Origin of the sequence: Paenibacillus sp. ACRRY (assembly GCF_022346995.1) — a bacterium.
In the GTDB taxonomy this organism is placed as follows: Bacteria; Bacillota; Bacilli; order Paenibacillales; family Paenibacillaceae; genus Paenibacillus.
This window is the reverse complement of sequence record NZ_JAKRNM010000003.1, coordinates 301,714-317,579: the sequence shown is the minus strand read 5'-3', so window position 1 is coordinate 317,579 and position 15,866 is coordinate 301,714. Positions and strand designations below refer to the sequence as shown.

Here is a 15,866-nt window from a genome sequence, read left to right as displayed (position 1 = left end):
TTTGTCCATAATCCTATTTTCAGACAAAACAGAAAAAAGTTCTGATCCAGAACAGATCAGAACTTGAAATACGATATCCATATACAAAACCCTCAATAACGATCTTACCGAATCCCTTACAGACCTGCGTCCTGATCTACTTGTCAGGATTGATCTGCGTGTGCTGCAGCAATATATCGTCCCAGTTCAACGATGAGCGCTCCCATCTTTTCTTCCTCCGGAACAACTAGTGCTTCAATCCCTTCTTCACGCATGGCGTTCGCAGTCACTTTGCCTACAGATGCGGGAATGACACCGTCCCGGAAGGCCTGCTGCATCTGTTCCAGCTTGCCTTGGGAAGCCGCATACGCTGCCAAAAACCGTACTTGGGGACCGCTCGTGAATGCTACGGCATCAACCTCACGCTGCACGATCTCATTCAAAAGCAGTTCCAGTTCGGCCTCTTCCGGTGGTACATGGCGATAAGGCAGAACCTGTCTTACCTCGGCACCCTGTTCTTCCAGCCAGTTGACCAGCTTCGGCGCAGTCTCCCCATGAAGTTGGAGCATGACTTTCTTGCCGGCAAGATCATGTGGTGCGAATTCACGGATCAGCCCGTCCGTACTGCCGTCATCATCCCGGACCAGCGGTGCAAGCTTGCGCTTGCGAAGTGAGTTCACCGTTTTGTATCCTCTTGCCGCAATCGAAGCTTCCGACAGAACATCCAGCAGTTGACCAGCTATGTCCATATCCTCTGCCATTTCAAATATGGCATCGAGTCCCATGCCTGTAGTTAATACTGCCCAATCGGGCGGATCAGAGATTAAGGAGACGAGCCCATTGCGTATGTTCCGATCATCCAGGAATACCGTTCCCTGTGCTGGCCGCACGAGTGGAATACCACCCATTTTCTCAACTAACAACGCCATTTCCTTGGATTTACGCGGTCCCGTCAGTGCTACACGTATACCTGCCAAATGTTGAGCCATTCATGTTTCCCCCCAGTTCGTTCGAACGTCATTCGTTTGACTACAGTATACAGGGTAGTTTCATGGAGGGAAACCTCGTTTCACGTCATTTGGCCTGATCTTCTATAACGATTTTTTATGATTGGCATCAGGAAGGCTGAAGCTCGCCCCCCTGCATTTCATCCTGTCCAGTTTCGTCTTCCTGGTCCGAACCACGTCTTTTCTCCTGTTCATGCTGCTTTTTGGATGGTTCACGATGCTTCTCTATTTGACGTGAAGAGTCCCCTTCCTTTTTACGTGGTCGAAGAAACACGAAAAAAATGATGGGAAAAAGCACTTCAAACAGAATGGCAATCCATGTCCATTCCCGTGTGAAGCGGAACAGCTGAATCGCATTTTTAAAAAACCAAAATGCACATACGAATCCTAACAGGGCAATTGGACCCGTCATCAGCTTACCAGATAACTTGGGAATCATTCGCTTCAATCCCCAGCAGATAAAATACAGATCAAATGCGATCTTGGTAATCATGGTAGGCAGGGTAGCCGCAGCCAAAGCCAGGTCAAACCGGTCTAGAAAGTCACTTACCTGCAGCTGTCTGGCAAGCTCATACGACGGGTATACCAACCGGGATGCAATCGGCACACCGATTGCTGTAATGGTTTCAACCATAATCAGCATCATTAGCAAAGCAGCAATCGTTATCCCCCATGTCATGGATTTAAAACGAAAGTCGCTTCCCTTGACAACAAAAGGCAATGCAATCATTTCTCCAAAGAAGGAGAAAATGTACCAGCTTCCTTTGCCCACGCCCGCTGCATCGATATCGAAGTACGGCATCAGATTATCCAGGTTAATTTGTTGAATCAACATGAATGGGACAATGACCGAGTTGAGCAGAAATAAGGTAATGTACAGCTCGGACATCCCAATCAAGGAACCCAGTCCTCCTCTGACAATAAATACAGCCATGACCAAGAGAGACAACACGATAATGGATATGGGCGTTGTCTCAAGCAAAGTTATACTTACGTAGTCACCGATCAGCCGGATGTCACGGGCAAATATCAAAAGAAAAAACATGATATACATTAAGCTCGCCATCCGTCCCAAGAAGGGAAATCTTTCGACCAAAGACTCAAACAGGTCCTGGTCGGGAAACCGGCTCTGGACACGATTTAGCATCCACATGGATGCAAATATAACTAGAAACACAGGTATATAGGATAGATAGGCATGCTGTTCGGCATAGAAAATGGCCTGTGCATGGGGTTGAATCAGCGTACCTGTTACACTCAGCAGCAAGATCAGCAGCGTAAGCTGCCGGCTAGTCACTCCCTGATTCATCAAATACCTCCTTTCTGCCTGCTCAACCGAAATGACGATAAGCCACAAACAAACATCTATGGCAGTGGCAAATTCCGCTGAATCCAATGGGTAAGCCAAACCGTAATAAAGAACGTTTTGCTCAAATGGGTAACATAGAACCAAATTCCGGTGCTGCCTGCTATCACCACATACGATAACCAACGGTTAATCGCCGCTGCCTGCCTCAGGTGCTTAAAGTCCATGATAATAACAACGATGACCATGGCCAGGTAAGTAAACATGAGTGGCTTAATCATGGACGATCTCCTCCTCGGTCAATCCAATCGGTTTATTGGTGATCCCTACATTCTCTATGATGATATGGGGCTCTACCACAACCTCCATATTCGGATATATGTCATACCAGCGATCCTTGATCTTGTCCCACTCTTTCGGCATCTGCTGATGGATGGAACGACCAAGCCCCAGAATATCGGCATTGTACTTTCGCTGGATCAGCCTTACGCCCTCCTCGATATCTTCTTTCACTTTTTTGTGAATAGCTTCGTTAAGCGTCAAAATCTCACGTTCCCGCAGGTCGCCGTAATTCGATTCGTTATCCACCAAAACTCCCTTGGCGTATAGTTGAATCGTGACACTCACTTTGTCATTACGAATATGCGGCTGGAACGAAGAATTGTTTTCGTTCAGCTTCAGGAACAACGTCCCCTCTCCCTCTGGAGCTTTAACCATTACCTCTGGAGTATTGGCTTCACCCATGGCCAAAATTAGTGCATCCGCAGGAGCCTTTTCGATCATTCCCACCAGTTTGTCCTTTTTGAAGATCGCCAGCCCATCCAGCTTGATATTGGTTTTGACATCCTTCCAATCCTTCGGTACATTTTCCGCAACGGAAGCAATCGGGAGAAAGGGATCGATTCCGTCCGCGAGGATGGAGTCGATAAACACTTTCAGGGAACGCGGATGCCGCATATTCAGGAAGCATAGCTCCCGTACCATCTCCGAAGGGAATTTTTCAATCGGTGCATCTGTATCAAGCACCTTAAATGCCTCCCCCTTGGTCACGACTGGCATGGCTGACAGGCGGTTTAGCGGATATCTGGTTAATAGGTCCAGCATCGGAGCAATGCCTTCCCTGGCCAGATCCTCTCCGATCAGCAGCGTACGACGATGAGCATAATAGAGACGCCGCGATAGGGCCTTTTGCCCTTCAAGCGAAGTGCCGCGAAAGGTTTTGGCTGTCGTGGACAGCATAAACCAGGATTTGTCCCCGCTTGTTCCTCCCCCGCCTCCTTCACTTCCCGAAGCACCGGATTGACCCGGAAGCGCAATCTGCAGACTTGTCCTGTAATCCTGCTTCTCCTTGTCGACGGCGATGCCAATCACAAATGCAATATCATTAATCTCTTCGCGATCCCAACAGCCCGATAACAAGAGGGTGCACAGGAACAGCAGCACCACGGTGCGATACTTATGCATAAAATGCATGAGCTTACCACCCCTCCTCAGCTTCTGGCGAACCATTGATCTTGGCATTCATACGTTTCTGATCCCGATGGACCGTCGATGGGCGATTGATCATCCTCCACCATGGTGTACGAATCACTATATCCTTGGTATCTGTCCTGCTGTAAGGACTTAGCCCTGACAGATACGGCACGCCGAAAGATGTCATCTGCGTCAGATGGACCGAGATCAATACCAGTCCGATGACGATGCCGTACAGTCCGAGTGCTCCGGCGAGGAGCATGATCGGAAACCGCAGCAAACGAACCGTAATGGCAAAGTTGAAACGCGGGATGGTAAACGATGCAATTCCTGTCATGGATACGATGATAACCATTGGTGCCGATACAATCCCGGCCTGAACCGCTGCCTGCCCGATCACGAGTGCACCCAGAATGCTGACTGCCTGGCCCACCGTCTTCGGTAACCTGACCCCGGCTTCACGCAAGGCTTCAAATGATAATTCCATAATAAGAGCTTCCACCAGAGCCGGGAACGGAATGGCTTCCCTGGCTCCGGCAATACTCAGGATCAATGTAGTCGGAAGCATATCCTGATGGAAGGTTGTAATGGCGATATAGAGTGCTGGCAAAAACAATGCAATGGCTACGAACAGAAACCGGATCCACCGCACCAGATTACTGATAAAGAACCGTTCATAATAGTCCTCACTGGCCTGCAGCATCTGCCACATGGTCACCGGACCAATCAGGGCAAACGGGCTGCCGTCCACCAGAATGGCAAAACGGCCCTCCAGCAGGTTGCCTACTACGGTATCGGGACGTTCCGTATAATGCATCTGCGGAAACGGGGAATACGGGTGATCTTCGATTAATTCCTCGATATACCCCGTTTCGAGAACGCCATCAATCTTGATCTTATTCAGGCGTTTTTTGACATCCTTAATCAGTTTGGGATCCACAATATCATCCAGATAGGTCAGGACCACATTCGTCTTGGTCTCTGTCCCGATGGTCATGCTCAACATTTTGAGCGACGAATTTTTCAACTTGAATCGGATGAGAGCTGTATTTACACGAAGTGTCTCCGTAAATCCTTCACGAGGCCCCCGAATAACCGATTCGGTTTGGGGTTCCTCTACTCCCCGGCGGACGCCGCCTTTGACATTAAAGAGCCAGGCTTCCCGGCTTCCATTAATCAGCAATAGTGCCGACGCTTCCAGCACACCATCAGCTGCTTCAGCCCAGGAGTCCACCTTTTTCACCTGAGTTAGCGCAATCCGGGTATCATCGATCGGAACATCGGGTTCATCTGTACGCTGCTCGATCAGCCCCCGAATGAGTGGACGGAGCATATGGTCCTGAATATCAGCCGAATTCACGATCCCTTCGATATACACCAGAAGCCCCTGAACTTCAGGTGATATCATGACGTTCCGGAATACCACGTCCGAACTGTCCGAGAAAATGTCTTCAAGGGCGAGCATATGACTCTCATGAGTCAATCCGATGGGCTGCTTCAATATCGGCGGAGACGGCAGCCCCAAGGGGATATGTTTTTTTTCGGCTGCGTTTGAGGCAGCTTCTTTTCCTGTTGTCCTGTCGGCCATGTCCGTCCCTCCGCTCTTTTTTTATACAAGGTAGCTTGTGCCAAATGAACGGGAATTATGTGGGCAATTTACAAAAATCCATGTATCCTTCCGGCTTCAGGAAAACAAAAAAAGATCCCCGCGTTCGCAGAGATCTTTCTTCCCAATTCCAATATAATGCTGTTATATACTTCAGTTATTCCACGCTTGCGTCGACTTCCTTGATCATTTCCTGAATGGATTCCAGACCGCCACCGGACAAGTACCAGTAGTTCGGGTCAAGGTACACAATGTGTCCTTCTTTGTACGCTGTTGTATTCTTAACCAGATCATTCTCGATGACCTGTTTAGCCGGAGCTGCTTCCCCACTGCCTGCAACCACTGCACTGCGGTCAACCACAAACAGGTAATCCGGATCGGTCTCCATGACATATTCGAAGGAAACGCTCTGTCCATGCGTAGATACTTCGATATTGGCATCTGCTGGTTTAAAACCAAATACATCATGAATGACACCAAATCGAGAGCCTGCACCATATGCGCTCAGTTTGCCTTCATTTGTCAGCACGATCAGTGCGTTTTTGCCTGCAGCCGTCACCTTGTCTTTCAATGTTTGGGCAGAGGCTTCAATGGAAGCCAACGCTTGCTCGGCTTCAGTTTCCTTGCCGAAAATCTCACCAAGTGTCTTCACGTTTTCTGTCAGTGAATTCATGTAATCTTCAGTGTCCACCGCCATATAGATGGTCGGTGCAATCTTGCTCAGTTCTTCATAGGAATCCGACAGACGTCCCGAGATGATAATCAGATCAGGACTCATGGCATTTACCTTTTCAAAGTCGGCTTCTTTCAAGCCACCAACGTTGGTGTACTTGGCGTCATTATACTTTTCCAGATATGGAGGAACGCCTTCTTGAGGAACACCGGCAACTTCTACGCCCAACTGATCCAGGGTATCCAGCACGCCATAGTCAAACACAACCACGTTTTGCGGATTCTTCTTCACTTTGGTCTCGCCAAGTTTATGCTTAATAACAATCTCCTCATTGGACTGTTCTGCCCCCGCATTGGCCTCTGAACCTGTTCCTGTGCTTGCACCCGTATTCTCCGCTGCTTTATTTCCCCCGCATGCTGCCAGCACTACAGACAATACAACGAGCAACGTAAACAACCAACCCTTTTTCATAAATAGACACCTCTCACTCTCTATATTGGTTTAATTTTCTTACGAAAAGTACACACAAATCTTGCGTCCATCGATCACCTGCACTGGTATATGCATGTCATATACCTGCTGTAATACTTCCGTATCAATGATGTCCTCCGTTTTACCTTCCTGAACGACCCGGCCTTCCTTGAGCGCTACAATATAATCGGAGTAGCATGATGCAAAATTGATATCATGAATGACAATGACAATCGTCTTGCCAAGCTCGTCCACCATTTTGCGCAGCACTTTCATAATCTGCACGGAATGTTTCATGTCCAGATTGTTCAGCGGTTCATCCAGCAGGATATATTCGGTGTTCTGCGCAATAACCATGGCGATGTACGCCCGCTGCCGCTGTCCACCGCTGAGCTCGTCCAAATACCTTTTGCGGTACGGACCAAGATCCATATAATCAATGGCTTCCTGTATCCACTGGCGGTCTTCCGGTGTAAGCCGTCCTTGTGAGTAAGGGAAGCGCCCGAACGCCACCAGATCCTCCACCGTCAACCTGATATTGATGTGGTTGGATTGTTTGAGCACGGATATTTTTTTGGACAGCTCCTTGCTCTTCCAGCCTTCAATTTCCTTGCCTTCAATCAGGACCTGACCGGTGTCTTTGCCGATGAGTCTGGTGATCATGGATAACAGTGTACTTTTGCCGGCACCGTTCGGTCCGATAAAGGAAGTAATTTTCCCTTTGGCAATATTCAGTGATACGTCATCCACTACCCGGACGCCGCCGTATTGTTTTGAGACATTTCTGACTTCTACCACGACTTACTCTCCTTTAGCAGCAAATAGATGAAATACACACCGCCTACAAAGTTGATAATGACACTTACGGTTGTGGAGAAGGTGAATACCCGTTCCACGATCAGCTGTCCGCCTACCAAGGCAACGACGGCGATGATGACCGAGCCCCAGATCAGTACGGTATGCCGGTGTGTCCGGAACACCTGATGAGCCAGATTCACCACCAGCAATCCCAGGAACATGATTGGACCGACAAGTGCAGTAGAGATGGATACCAGCACCATGACAACCAGCAGCAGCCGTTTCACGATATAGTGGTAATCCACACCGAGGTTCACCGCATGATCCTTCCCAAGTGCCAGAACATCAAGATACTTGGTGAATTTCCGCGCATACAGCAGGATCAGGAGGATGGAAGCCATCGAAATGATCAACAGATCCGTATTCACATTGTTAAAACTGGCAAACATCTTGCCTTGTAGGATGAGAAATTCATTGGGATCAATCAGGACCTCCATGAAGGAGGACAGGCTCTGAAAGAGCGTTCCCAGAATCAGGCCCACAAGCAGCAGCAGATAGATATTGCGCCCTCGTTCCCGTCTGAACATGAATTGATGCAGCAGCAGGGCAAAGAGGGTCATTAGCAGGACAGACACTGCAAAATTAAGATTTTTATTTACAAAGCTGATATGACTGCTTCCAAACACAAACACCGCAAACGTCTGAAACAACATATACAGGGAGTCGAGTCCCATGATGCCAGGTGTTAGGATACGATTGTTGGTTATCGTTTGGAAGATAGCCGTTGAGTATGCAATACATGCTCCAGTGAGCACGATGGCCAGAATCTTCTTTCCCCGGCGCGGCAGGATATAATCCCAGTTGCCCCCGGACTGAATAACCAGAAACACACCAATCAGTATGAGCGCCGCTGCGATCAAGATACCAAACTTTAGAGTATTCGCTGAATATTTCATTCTCATGACCCATTTGCCTTTCTTCGAAGCAGTAAATACAGAAACAGCACACTGCCTACGACTCCCACTGTCAAACTGATGGACAGCTGATACGGATAAATAATCAATTGACCCAGAATGTCACAGACCAGAACGAATATCGCTCCCAGCACCGCCGTATGGGGCAGTGTGTCACGCAAGTTATCTCCCTTATAGAGCGTAACAATGTTGGGCACGACCAGACCCAGAAACGGAATGGTTCCTACGGTGATAATGACAACGGCCGAGACCATAGCTACCAGAATCAATCCGAGGTTGACCACTCTCCGATACGCGAGGCCCAGGTTGGTTGCGAAGTCTTCTCCCATCCCCGCCAGTGTGAAACGGTTGGCGAAGAGATAGACGATAATCAGCAGCGGAATACTGATATAGATCAATTCATATCGGCCCTTCATGATGGTGGAGAAGTCACCCTGCAGCCAAGAGGAGATGTTTTGGATCAGATCGTTTTTGTAGGCAAAAAAGGTTGTTACCGAACTAACGATGTTCCCAAACATCAGGCCCAGAAGGGCGATGTATATCGTGTCCTTGAATTTGACCTTCTCGAGGATTCGCATAAAGATCAGTGTACCTGCCAGAGCAAAGGCGAAGGCAACCAGCATTTTTTGCAGAGGGGACGCTCCGGGGAACCACATCAGGGTCACCAGAATTCCAAGCCTTGCTGAATCCATGGTACCTGCCGTTGTAGGCGAAACAAACCGGTTGCGTGTCAGCTGCTGCATGATCAGACCAATTACGCTCATACTGATGCCCGCGACCAGAATGCTGATCAGGCGGGGAAACCGACTGACTTGCAGTACCTGCAGCTGCACTGGGGTTAAGTGGAATATATCCAAGGGTGAAATGTCCGAATTGCCGATAAATATGTAAACGATAGACAGAACAGCCAGTGCGATCAACATATAACCTAACTTCATCTCTTTACTAAACCCCTCATCGATAGCCTTAAGCCAGCGTAATGACTCTATTCTTCAGCTTATGATATTGATATTCATTATCAATTGAATTGATATGAATTATATCTATATTAATTTCCAGATGTCAACCTTGTATGACTTCGCAATTTTTGGGATTTCGTAAAACAACCTGATAGATATCACATGCATTATGAAAATAGATAAAAAGAAATAGGCCTTCCGGTATGGAAGGCCCATCTGTCTATTTTCATTAATCGGCGAAGTAATCTTCAGGCACATATCGAATCTCTGAATTCGCAAAAATCGTAAGGGTACAACGATCCTTATCGTATGCAACCCGGTCTCCTTGAACATAGTACCAGTGCTTCACAAGGGGCTGATCCTTGCGCTGTACGAAACGAAAGACGTTCAGCTCCTGCCTGAGATCAATGATCTGTTCCACAGTTGGTTCATCCAAACCTGTAACGGTGAATACGAAGCCTTCGCCCTCTTTTTGGAACCGATAGGACAGGGAATCTGTTTTGCTATTCGCCAGACCTCGCCCGGTTACCCCATGTTTAACCATAAACCATTCCTGCTGTGCCATAGACGTATATCCTCCCTTATTGCGCGTATCTATTAATTCTGCGTTCCGCTCAAGCTAAGGCAAATCAATCAGCATGAAGAACGCATCCTCACTTGCCTGCAATTCCATGATTTGAGTCTGTTCAACCCTCGCTGTATCGCCTGCCGTCAAATCGTGCTCACCATTCAGTCCAAGCTTACCCTCAATCACAAAAATATACTGGCGGCGTCCCTCATCCTGCTTATATGTCAGTGCCTCATCTTTAGTCAAACGGCTTAGATATATGGTCATATCCTGATGAATGGATGCAACTCGCGGTCCGCCTTCAGGAGATACTACAGGCAGGAGCGCTCCCGTTAGTGCAGCAGGATCGAATGATGTCGTCTCATATGAAGGCTGCAGCCCCTTCGTAGTAGGCATAAACCACAGCTGGAGCAAACGTACTTCTTCCGTATCGGACGCATTGTGCTCGGTGTGAATCATGCCGCTGCCCGCAGACATTCGCTGAATCCCCCCAAACGAGGTTATAGCTACATTTCCAAGATTGTCCTCATGGCGAAGCTTGCCATTTAGCACGATGGATACGATCTCCATGTCACTATGCGGATGTGCACCAAAACCACGACCAGGTGCTATCACATCATCATTTGCTACTCTCATCGGTCCAAAAGCTGTGTTCTCCGGGTCCTGATATCCTCCAAAGGAAAAGCTGTGACTTCCGCGCAGCCAGCCCCTGTCGAAGCTGGCGCGGGCATCGGATGAAATGACGTTAATCATAAAGAGCATCCTCCTCAATCTTCTTATTTTTTCTTAGTAGCATACTTATTCTCATTGTACCAAAAGTTTAGGCTTGGCGTCCAAAACAAAAAAACCTTTCCCGGCTGAACGATTCGCAAGGTAATTACCCGCAAACCAATCCAGCAGGAAAAGGCTTCGATGCAGGCCTAGCCTGCTTTTAATGAAATACATGCTTACAAACGGTGAGTCTTATGAACTTGCATTCCGAACCTTACCTTGTCTGGCTATATACTGATCCACCGCCAGGAAGCGGCTGCCTGTGAATAGCAAGGTCAGGGAACCTGCCAGCGTCAGGTAATCAAATTCAGTACCACCAACAAATGGCTGACCTACTTTGGCCGTAAACAGAACCCCTGCCATCAAGACAATAAACAAAGCAGCAAACACACGTGTTCCCAGCCCCAGAATCATTGCTGCCCCACCAGCCAGCTCAATAATGGCTACCACTGATGCAAGGAAGCCGGGAATGCCCATACTTTCAAAGAATCCCACCGCACCACTGATTCCACCTTCAAACTTGCTCCACCCATGCAATACAAAGATGAGACCAATCATGATTCTTAAGAAGAACAAGCCAATCTCTACACTCCTACTATTCACGTTTCTCTTCCTCCTTGGTATTTAAGTGTGACACATCCAAATTATCCGATCGACCAAACAAACAAAACAGACATCAACAGAAACACTGTCGCCGACATTAATATTGCAAACCACGGTAGAGCCAGCTCAACATCTTGTTCCGGATCGAGTAGACGGGAGATGCGCACATTAACCGACGTATCGGCAAACGAGGATTGCACAGCCATTTCCCGTACCCGCCATGGTTCAGGACAAGCGCGGATCAGTTTGAGCAAGGCACTCCCAATTCCGGCTGCATTTCCGGTACGTTCAATCGCTTCATTATCGGCCAAAATTTCCCGGACAATATGGTATTGTTTCGAAGTATGCTTCAAAACAGGAATATACGGCATCATCATGGCAAACACCGACAAAAGCGTCGTCTTCAGCGGATCACGGTGCCACAGATGATGGACTTCATGATAGACAACAGCCTCTTCTTCTTCAGGATCGAGCATATCCAGCAATCCCGTCGAGAGAACAATATATGGTCTCCATAAACCAATCGTAAAAGCAATCGGTGACTGCTTGTCCACGACGATGAATCCCGGTTGTTTGAGATGACGATACTTGACCTCAAGGGCTCTCGACATCGCTTGGTCCTCAATCGCATGGAGCTTGTGTACGGCTGCTCGCGTCTTCATCATTCGATGCATGAACAGCCAGCCTGTTCCTCCAAAAGTTAGCACGACAAGCAGCATCAAAAAGTGGCCAACCGATAACCAGCCCATACGGCTCATCCAATGATTGCACAGCCAGAGCAAGTTAAAGGGAATATCCCAGCCAAACAGTTTGTACATGGCGTACATGAACATCTGGATGAACACAAGTAGCGGAATGCCAAACCCGACAGTAAACAACAGCTTCGAGCGGGCCTTCCACATATCAGTCGCTATCCTTTTTCCATTGTTTGATCTTCTGCTCCAGACGTTCAATCAATCCTGCGTCGGCTTCATCCAGCGCATCCAGCATATGGCTCACTGCAAGTGCACCGAACTCGTCTACCAGTTCATGCGACAGCTCCTTCGATTGGTCGTTCATAAACTCCTCCTTGCTCTGAACCGGGTGATACAATGACGTCCGGCCCTTCTGTGTCTTGCGAAGCAGCCCCTTGTCCACGAGCCGGTTCATGACCGTCATAACAGTATTGAAATTAACATCTCTATCTTGTTCAAGTGCTGTTTGCACCTCACGGATGCTGCTGCCTGGACGCGCCCATAAGATATCCATAATCTTCGCTTCCAGCGGGCCAAAAAAGCGGTTCAGCCCACGCTCACCCACTTTAAAATTGTGTATTTTCATATTCAGACACCCCTCACACTACCCATTGTAGTGACAACAAACGAGAAGTCAACCTCTATGTCAGGTATTTATTGTAAATGATTTGTAAATTTGTTTTCCATTTCAGAATATCACTGGGAGAGTATATAAGGAGCCAGCTCGGCTGCAAAGACAGCAAAAAGACTGGACATTCCTGCATTTCCTGCAGTCATGCCCAGTCTCATCAATATTAATTATTTCCTGCACGCTATGAAAATATATTAATAAAGTCTCTTATTTGCGGTCTGCTGATGGCATGTAGGCCGAGATATCTACACCAAGTCCACGAGCCAGACGTCCACCAAACTGTCCATCAGCCTGGAAGAAGTGACATAATGCACGCATCTGCGTCTGTGCCGGAACACCTTTCAGGTCATTAATCAGATTATCAAGCAGATTCTTCTGTTCTTCGGCCGTAAAGGAACGGAACAATTCGCCTGCCTGCGTGTAATCATCCGTTTTCTCAATTTTCTCCCGTGTAACATGACCGTGCAGCGGAATCTGACTGTCCCGGTATGCCGGATCTTCCTGTGGACTGCTGGAGGAGCTGTTCGGCTCATAGTTCACAGGGGAAGGATCCTGATTCACATTCATGAGTCCATCGCGCTGATGGTTGCGAACTGGTGCATACGGGCAGTTCACCGGAATCTGCAGATAGTTTGGTCCAAGCCGGTGACGCTGGGTATCCGGATAGGAGAATAGGCGTCCTTGCAGCAGTTTATCCTCGGATGGCTCAATCCCAGGCACCAATGCACTTGGCGAAAAAGCAGCCTGTTCTACTTCGGCGAAGAAGTTCTGCGGATTGCGATTCAGGGTCATGGTTCCTACCGTTTGAAACGGAATGATATCTTCCGGCCAGGTTTTGGTCGGATCTAGCGGGTCAAATGAGAAATCATCCATCTGCTCCGGCTTCAGGAGCTGTACCTGCAGCTTCCACTGCGGATACTGGCCGTTTTTAATATGGTCATACAGATCCCGGGTAGCGTGGTTGAAGTCCTGCCCTTGCACTTCAGACGCTTCCTGACGAGAGAAACCGCGCACACCTTGCGCAGACTCCCACTTATACTTCACGTAGTGGATCTCGCCTTGAGCATTAATCCATTTGAACGCGTGCACGCCGAATCCATCCATCTCACGGTAACTCGCTGGCGTACCCAGATCAGAGAATAACCAAGTCATCATATGTGTGGACTCAGGTGAGAGGGTCATGAAATCCCAGTACCGTGCAGGGTCTTGAATATTCGTATCTGGCGCAGGCTTCAGGGAATGCACCATATCCGGGAATTTCATCGCGTCACGGATGAAGAATACAGGCAGGTGGTTACCGACAATATCATAGTTGCCTTCCCGCGTGTATAACTTGACTGCAAACCCGCGTGGATCACGCGCAGTCTCCGGTGAACCCGTTCCATGAATTACCGTGGAGAAACGGACCAGTACAGGCGTTTCCGTCCCAGGTTCCTGCAGGAAATCTGCTTTGGTAAACTCTTTCATGCTGTTCTCCAGGGTAAACACCCCATGAGCACCTGCACCTCTGGCATGTACTACCCGCTCCGGAATTCGTTCACGGTCAAAATGGGCAATCTTCTCAATCAAATGATAATCTTCAAGTAGAGTAGGTCCTCGTCTGCCTGCTGTGCGGGAATTCTGGTTATCACCAACGGGTGCTCCCTGGTTAGTTGTCATACGTTCTGTCATTTCTGCATCCTCCTCATGATGGCCTCATGCCTGTTGTATCTATTATTTAAATCATATTCGTCATTACTTTAAATATACATTTAGACTTGATCTAACTGTTAAATTGATTCTAACATGTCCCATAAAGAGTCTGCATGAGCTTCGCATGAGGTTATCATGAGTATCCTGAGCGTTTCATGAATGAAGGATGAATATCTGCTTAGGTCATTAATAACTGGAAATAAAAAAAGCGGACTAATCCGCCAGGCGGTAGCCCACTCCTCTTACTGTAACAATATATTGCGGGGAAGCTGCGTTATCTCCAAGCTTTTTGCGCAAGCTTTTGATATGAACATCGACTACATTGCTTCCACCCGTAAAATCAGTCTCCCAAATATCGCTCAGCATCTCCTCCCGGGAAATGACAGCTCCTTTGGCATCAATCAGCTTCAGCAGCAGATCGTATTCGGTCTTCGTCAAGTGAATCCGTTCGTTGTCCCGCTGAACACTCATCCGCTCACGGTCCAGCCACAAGTCTTTGAAGCTGATCCGTTGTCCTTCCTCAGGCAAGAAGCCGCGCTTCGGTGTAACCGGACTATTGCCAATCATGCGCTGCACCCGGTACAGTGCTTCCTGCGGGCGTGCCGGCCATACCAGCAGCTCTTCCTGAAGCATGGGTCCGCTAGCGCTGCCTATCATATTCTCGCCCACCAGATACAGGCAAGGCGCCATATGTTCTGCCTCCCGGTTTAAACGGCTGCTGATACCGGCGAACGCATCAATCGTTCCAGCTACAGACAGATCATAGATCAACAGATCAAATACCAGCCGTTCATGAAGATCCGGTTCCCAGCGATGAAACACCAATACATCGAAGCAGCTGTCGGTTAGTGCTTTGACCAGTTCATGAACCTGACCTGGCATCGGACTAATCAGAATGACACGCCGCGTAACAGGACAAGCTTCCACAAAGGGAGCCGGATCAGCAAGCGCTGGCTTGACCCGCAGCGGCAAACGGCGATCAGACATCCTGATTTTTACTTGATCCGTTTGTTTTTGCATTCCCCGCAGACACCTCCAAAGACCACATGAGCATGATCAATTGCATATCCGGTTTCCTCGGCCACCTGCTGCATCCACGCTGAAGGAACCTCTGTCATAACCTCATCCACTTTGCCACAGACTTCACACATAATATGCTGGTGGTCATCCATGCGGGCATCATACCGGCTGGCGGTCTCACCCAGCTTAAGCTCCCGAATCAATTCCTTGTCCGTTAAATAACGAAGCGAATTATATACGGTGCCATAGGCCAGATTATAGCCTTGTTCAACCAGACGGTTCATCACGTCTGCGGCAGTTGGATGGTCTTCCGAGTGGCGTACTACATCATATACGGCCTGTCTTTGTATCGTCAGATTTAGAGTTCTCACGGCAATTCTCCTTTATTAATCCATTCCAAAATATATACAATGACACAGCAATCCACCGATTACTATGATTCCCAGAAACGTTGAAACAAATTTTGATTTAGATTAAGTATAAATCTTAATGTATAATGAAGTCAATACGAGTTCATTACCAGAAAACTTATATTAATAATAAACCATTTCCAGCAATCCAATTACACATTTGCTATAATATGGTTCGCTACTGTGTCCTT

The 15,866-nt window shown here is 48.1% G+C and carries 17 protein-coding genes; all 17 read right to left on the bottom strand.

Annotated features, from left to right (window positions below; genetic code table 11):
• Window positions 1-143: 143 nt before the first annotated feature.
• The 17 genes from MH144_RS15005 to MH144_RS14925 all read right to left on the bottom strand — a co-directional run bounded on the left by MH144_RS15005 (window position 144) and on the right by MH144_RS14925 (window position 15,636).
• Window positions 144-968 (bottom strand): uroporphyrinogen-III synthase, encoded by an 825-nt coding sequence (locus tag MH144_RS15005; protein WP_239301619.1) that lies wholly within the window; start codon window positions 966-968, stop codon window positions 144-146.
• A gap of 127 nt (window positions 969-1,095) precedes the next feature.
• The gene (locus MH144_RS15000) at window positions 1,096-2,295 is read right to left on the bottom strand and encodes a GerAB/ArcD/ProY family transporter (RefSeq protein WP_239301618.1); all 1,200 of its coding nucleotides are present in this window, start codon (window positions 2,293-2,295) and stop codon (window positions 1,096-1,098) included.
• Between the two features lie 56 nt (window positions 2,296-2,351).
• The gene (locus tag MH144_RS14995; protein WP_239301617.1) at window positions 2,352-2,573 is read right to left on the bottom strand and encodes a hypothetical protein; all 222 of its coding nucleotides are present in this window, start codon (window positions 2,571-2,573) and stop codon (window positions 2,352-2,354) included.
• Window positions 2,566-3,765 carry a Ger(x)C family spore germination protein gene (locus MH144_RS14990; RefSeq protein ID WP_239301616.1) on the bottom strand — a complete coding sequence of 400 codons (1,200 nt, stop codon included), beginning with the start codon at window positions 3,763-3,765 and terminating at the stop codon, window positions 2,566-2,568. Before MH144_RS14990 ends, MH144_RS14995 begins: the two co-directional genes overlap by 8 nt.
• A 4-nt stretch (window positions 3,766-3,769) precedes the next feature.
• Window positions 3,770-5,353 carry a spore germination protein gene (locus MH144_RS14985; RefSeq protein WP_239301615.1) on the bottom strand — a complete coding sequence of 528 codons (1,584 nt, stop codon included), beginning with the start codon at window positions 5,351-5,353 and terminating at the stop codon, window positions 3,770-3,772.
• A 175-nt stretch (window positions 5,354-5,528) separates the two neighbouring features.
• Complete coding sequence (locus tag MH144_RS14980; protein WP_239301614.1) at window positions 5,529-6,515, bottom strand: siderophore ABC transporter substrate-binding protein; 987 nt, start codon at window positions 6,513-6,515, stop codon at window positions 5,529-5,531.
• Between the two features lie 39 nt (window positions 6,516-6,554).
• Complete coding sequence (locus MH144_RS14975; protein WP_095291055.1) at window positions 6,555-7,313, bottom strand: iron ABC transporter ATP-binding protein; 759 nt, start codon at window positions 7,311-7,313, stop codon at window positions 6,555-6,557.
• Complete coding sequence (locus tag MH144_RS14970; RefSeq protein ID WP_153980249.1) at window positions 7,307-8,269, bottom strand: iron chelate uptake ABC transporter family permease subunit; 963 nt, start codon at window positions 8,267-8,269, stop codon at window positions 7,307-7,309. Before MH144_RS14970 ends, MH144_RS14975 begins: the two co-directional genes overlap by 7 nt.
• Before the next feature lie 2 nt (window positions 8,270-8,271).
• Window positions 8,272-9,225 carry an ABC transporter permease gene (locus MH144_RS14965; RefSeq protein WP_239301613.1) on the bottom strand — a complete coding sequence of 318 codons (954 nt, stop codon included), beginning with the start codon at window positions 9,223-9,225 and terminating at the stop codon, window positions 8,272-8,274.
• A 250-nt stretch (window positions 9,226-9,475) separates the two neighbouring features.
• The gene (locus MH144_RS14960) at window positions 9,476-9,811 is read right to left on the bottom strand and encodes a hypothetical protein (RefSeq protein WP_239301612.1); all 336 of its coding nucleotides are present in this window, start codon (window positions 9,809-9,811) and stop codon (window positions 9,476-9,478) included.
• Window positions 9,812-9,865: 54 nt separating this feature from the next.
• Window positions 9,866-10,567, bottom strand: a complete 702-nt coding sequence (locus MH144_RS14955) for a pirin family protein (RefSeq protein ID WP_239301611.1) — start codon at window positions 10,565-10,567, stop codon at window positions 9,866-9,868.
• A 210-nt stretch (window positions 10,568-10,777) separates the two neighbouring features.
• Complete coding sequence (locus MH144_RS14950; RefSeq protein ID WP_239301610.1) at window positions 10,778-11,188, bottom strand: DoxX family membrane protein; 411 nt, start codon at window positions 11,186-11,188, stop codon at window positions 10,778-10,780.
• Between the two features lie 41 nt (window positions 11,189-11,229).
• Window positions 11,230-12,090, bottom strand: a complete 861-nt coding sequence (locus tag MH144_RS14945; protein ID WP_239301609.1) for a M56 family metallopeptidase — start codon at window positions 12,088-12,090, stop codon at window positions 11,230-11,232.
• A 1-nt stretch (window position 12,091) separates the two neighbouring features.
• Window positions 12,092-12,508: a BlaI/MecI/CopY family transcriptional regulator gene (locus MH144_RS14940; RefSeq protein ID WP_154894738.1), complete on the bottom strand. Its 417-nt coding sequence runs from the start codon at window positions 12,506-12,508 to the stop codon at window positions 12,092-12,094.
• A 252-nt stretch (window positions 12,509-12,760) separates the two neighbouring features.
• Complete coding sequence (locus MH144_RS14935; RefSeq protein WP_239301608.1) at window positions 12,761-14,224, bottom strand: catalase; 1,464 nt, start codon at window positions 14,222-14,224, stop codon at window positions 12,761-12,763.
• Window positions 14,225-14,458: 234 nt separating this feature from the next.
• The gene (locus tag MH144_RS14930) at window positions 14,459-15,265 is read right to left on the bottom strand and encodes a winged helix-turn-helix domain-containing protein (protein ID WP_095291041.1); all 807 of its coding nucleotides are present in this window, start codon (window positions 15,263-15,265) and stop codon (window positions 14,459-14,461) included.
• Window positions 15,241-15,636 (bottom strand): Fur family transcriptional regulator, encoded by a 396-nt coding sequence (locus MH144_RS14925; RefSeq protein WP_095291039.1) that lies wholly within the window; start codon window positions 15,634-15,636, stop codon window positions 15,241-15,243. Before MH144_RS14925 ends, MH144_RS14930 begins: the two co-directional genes overlap by 25 nt.
• Between the last annotated feature and the right edge of the window lie 230 nt (window positions 15,637-15,866).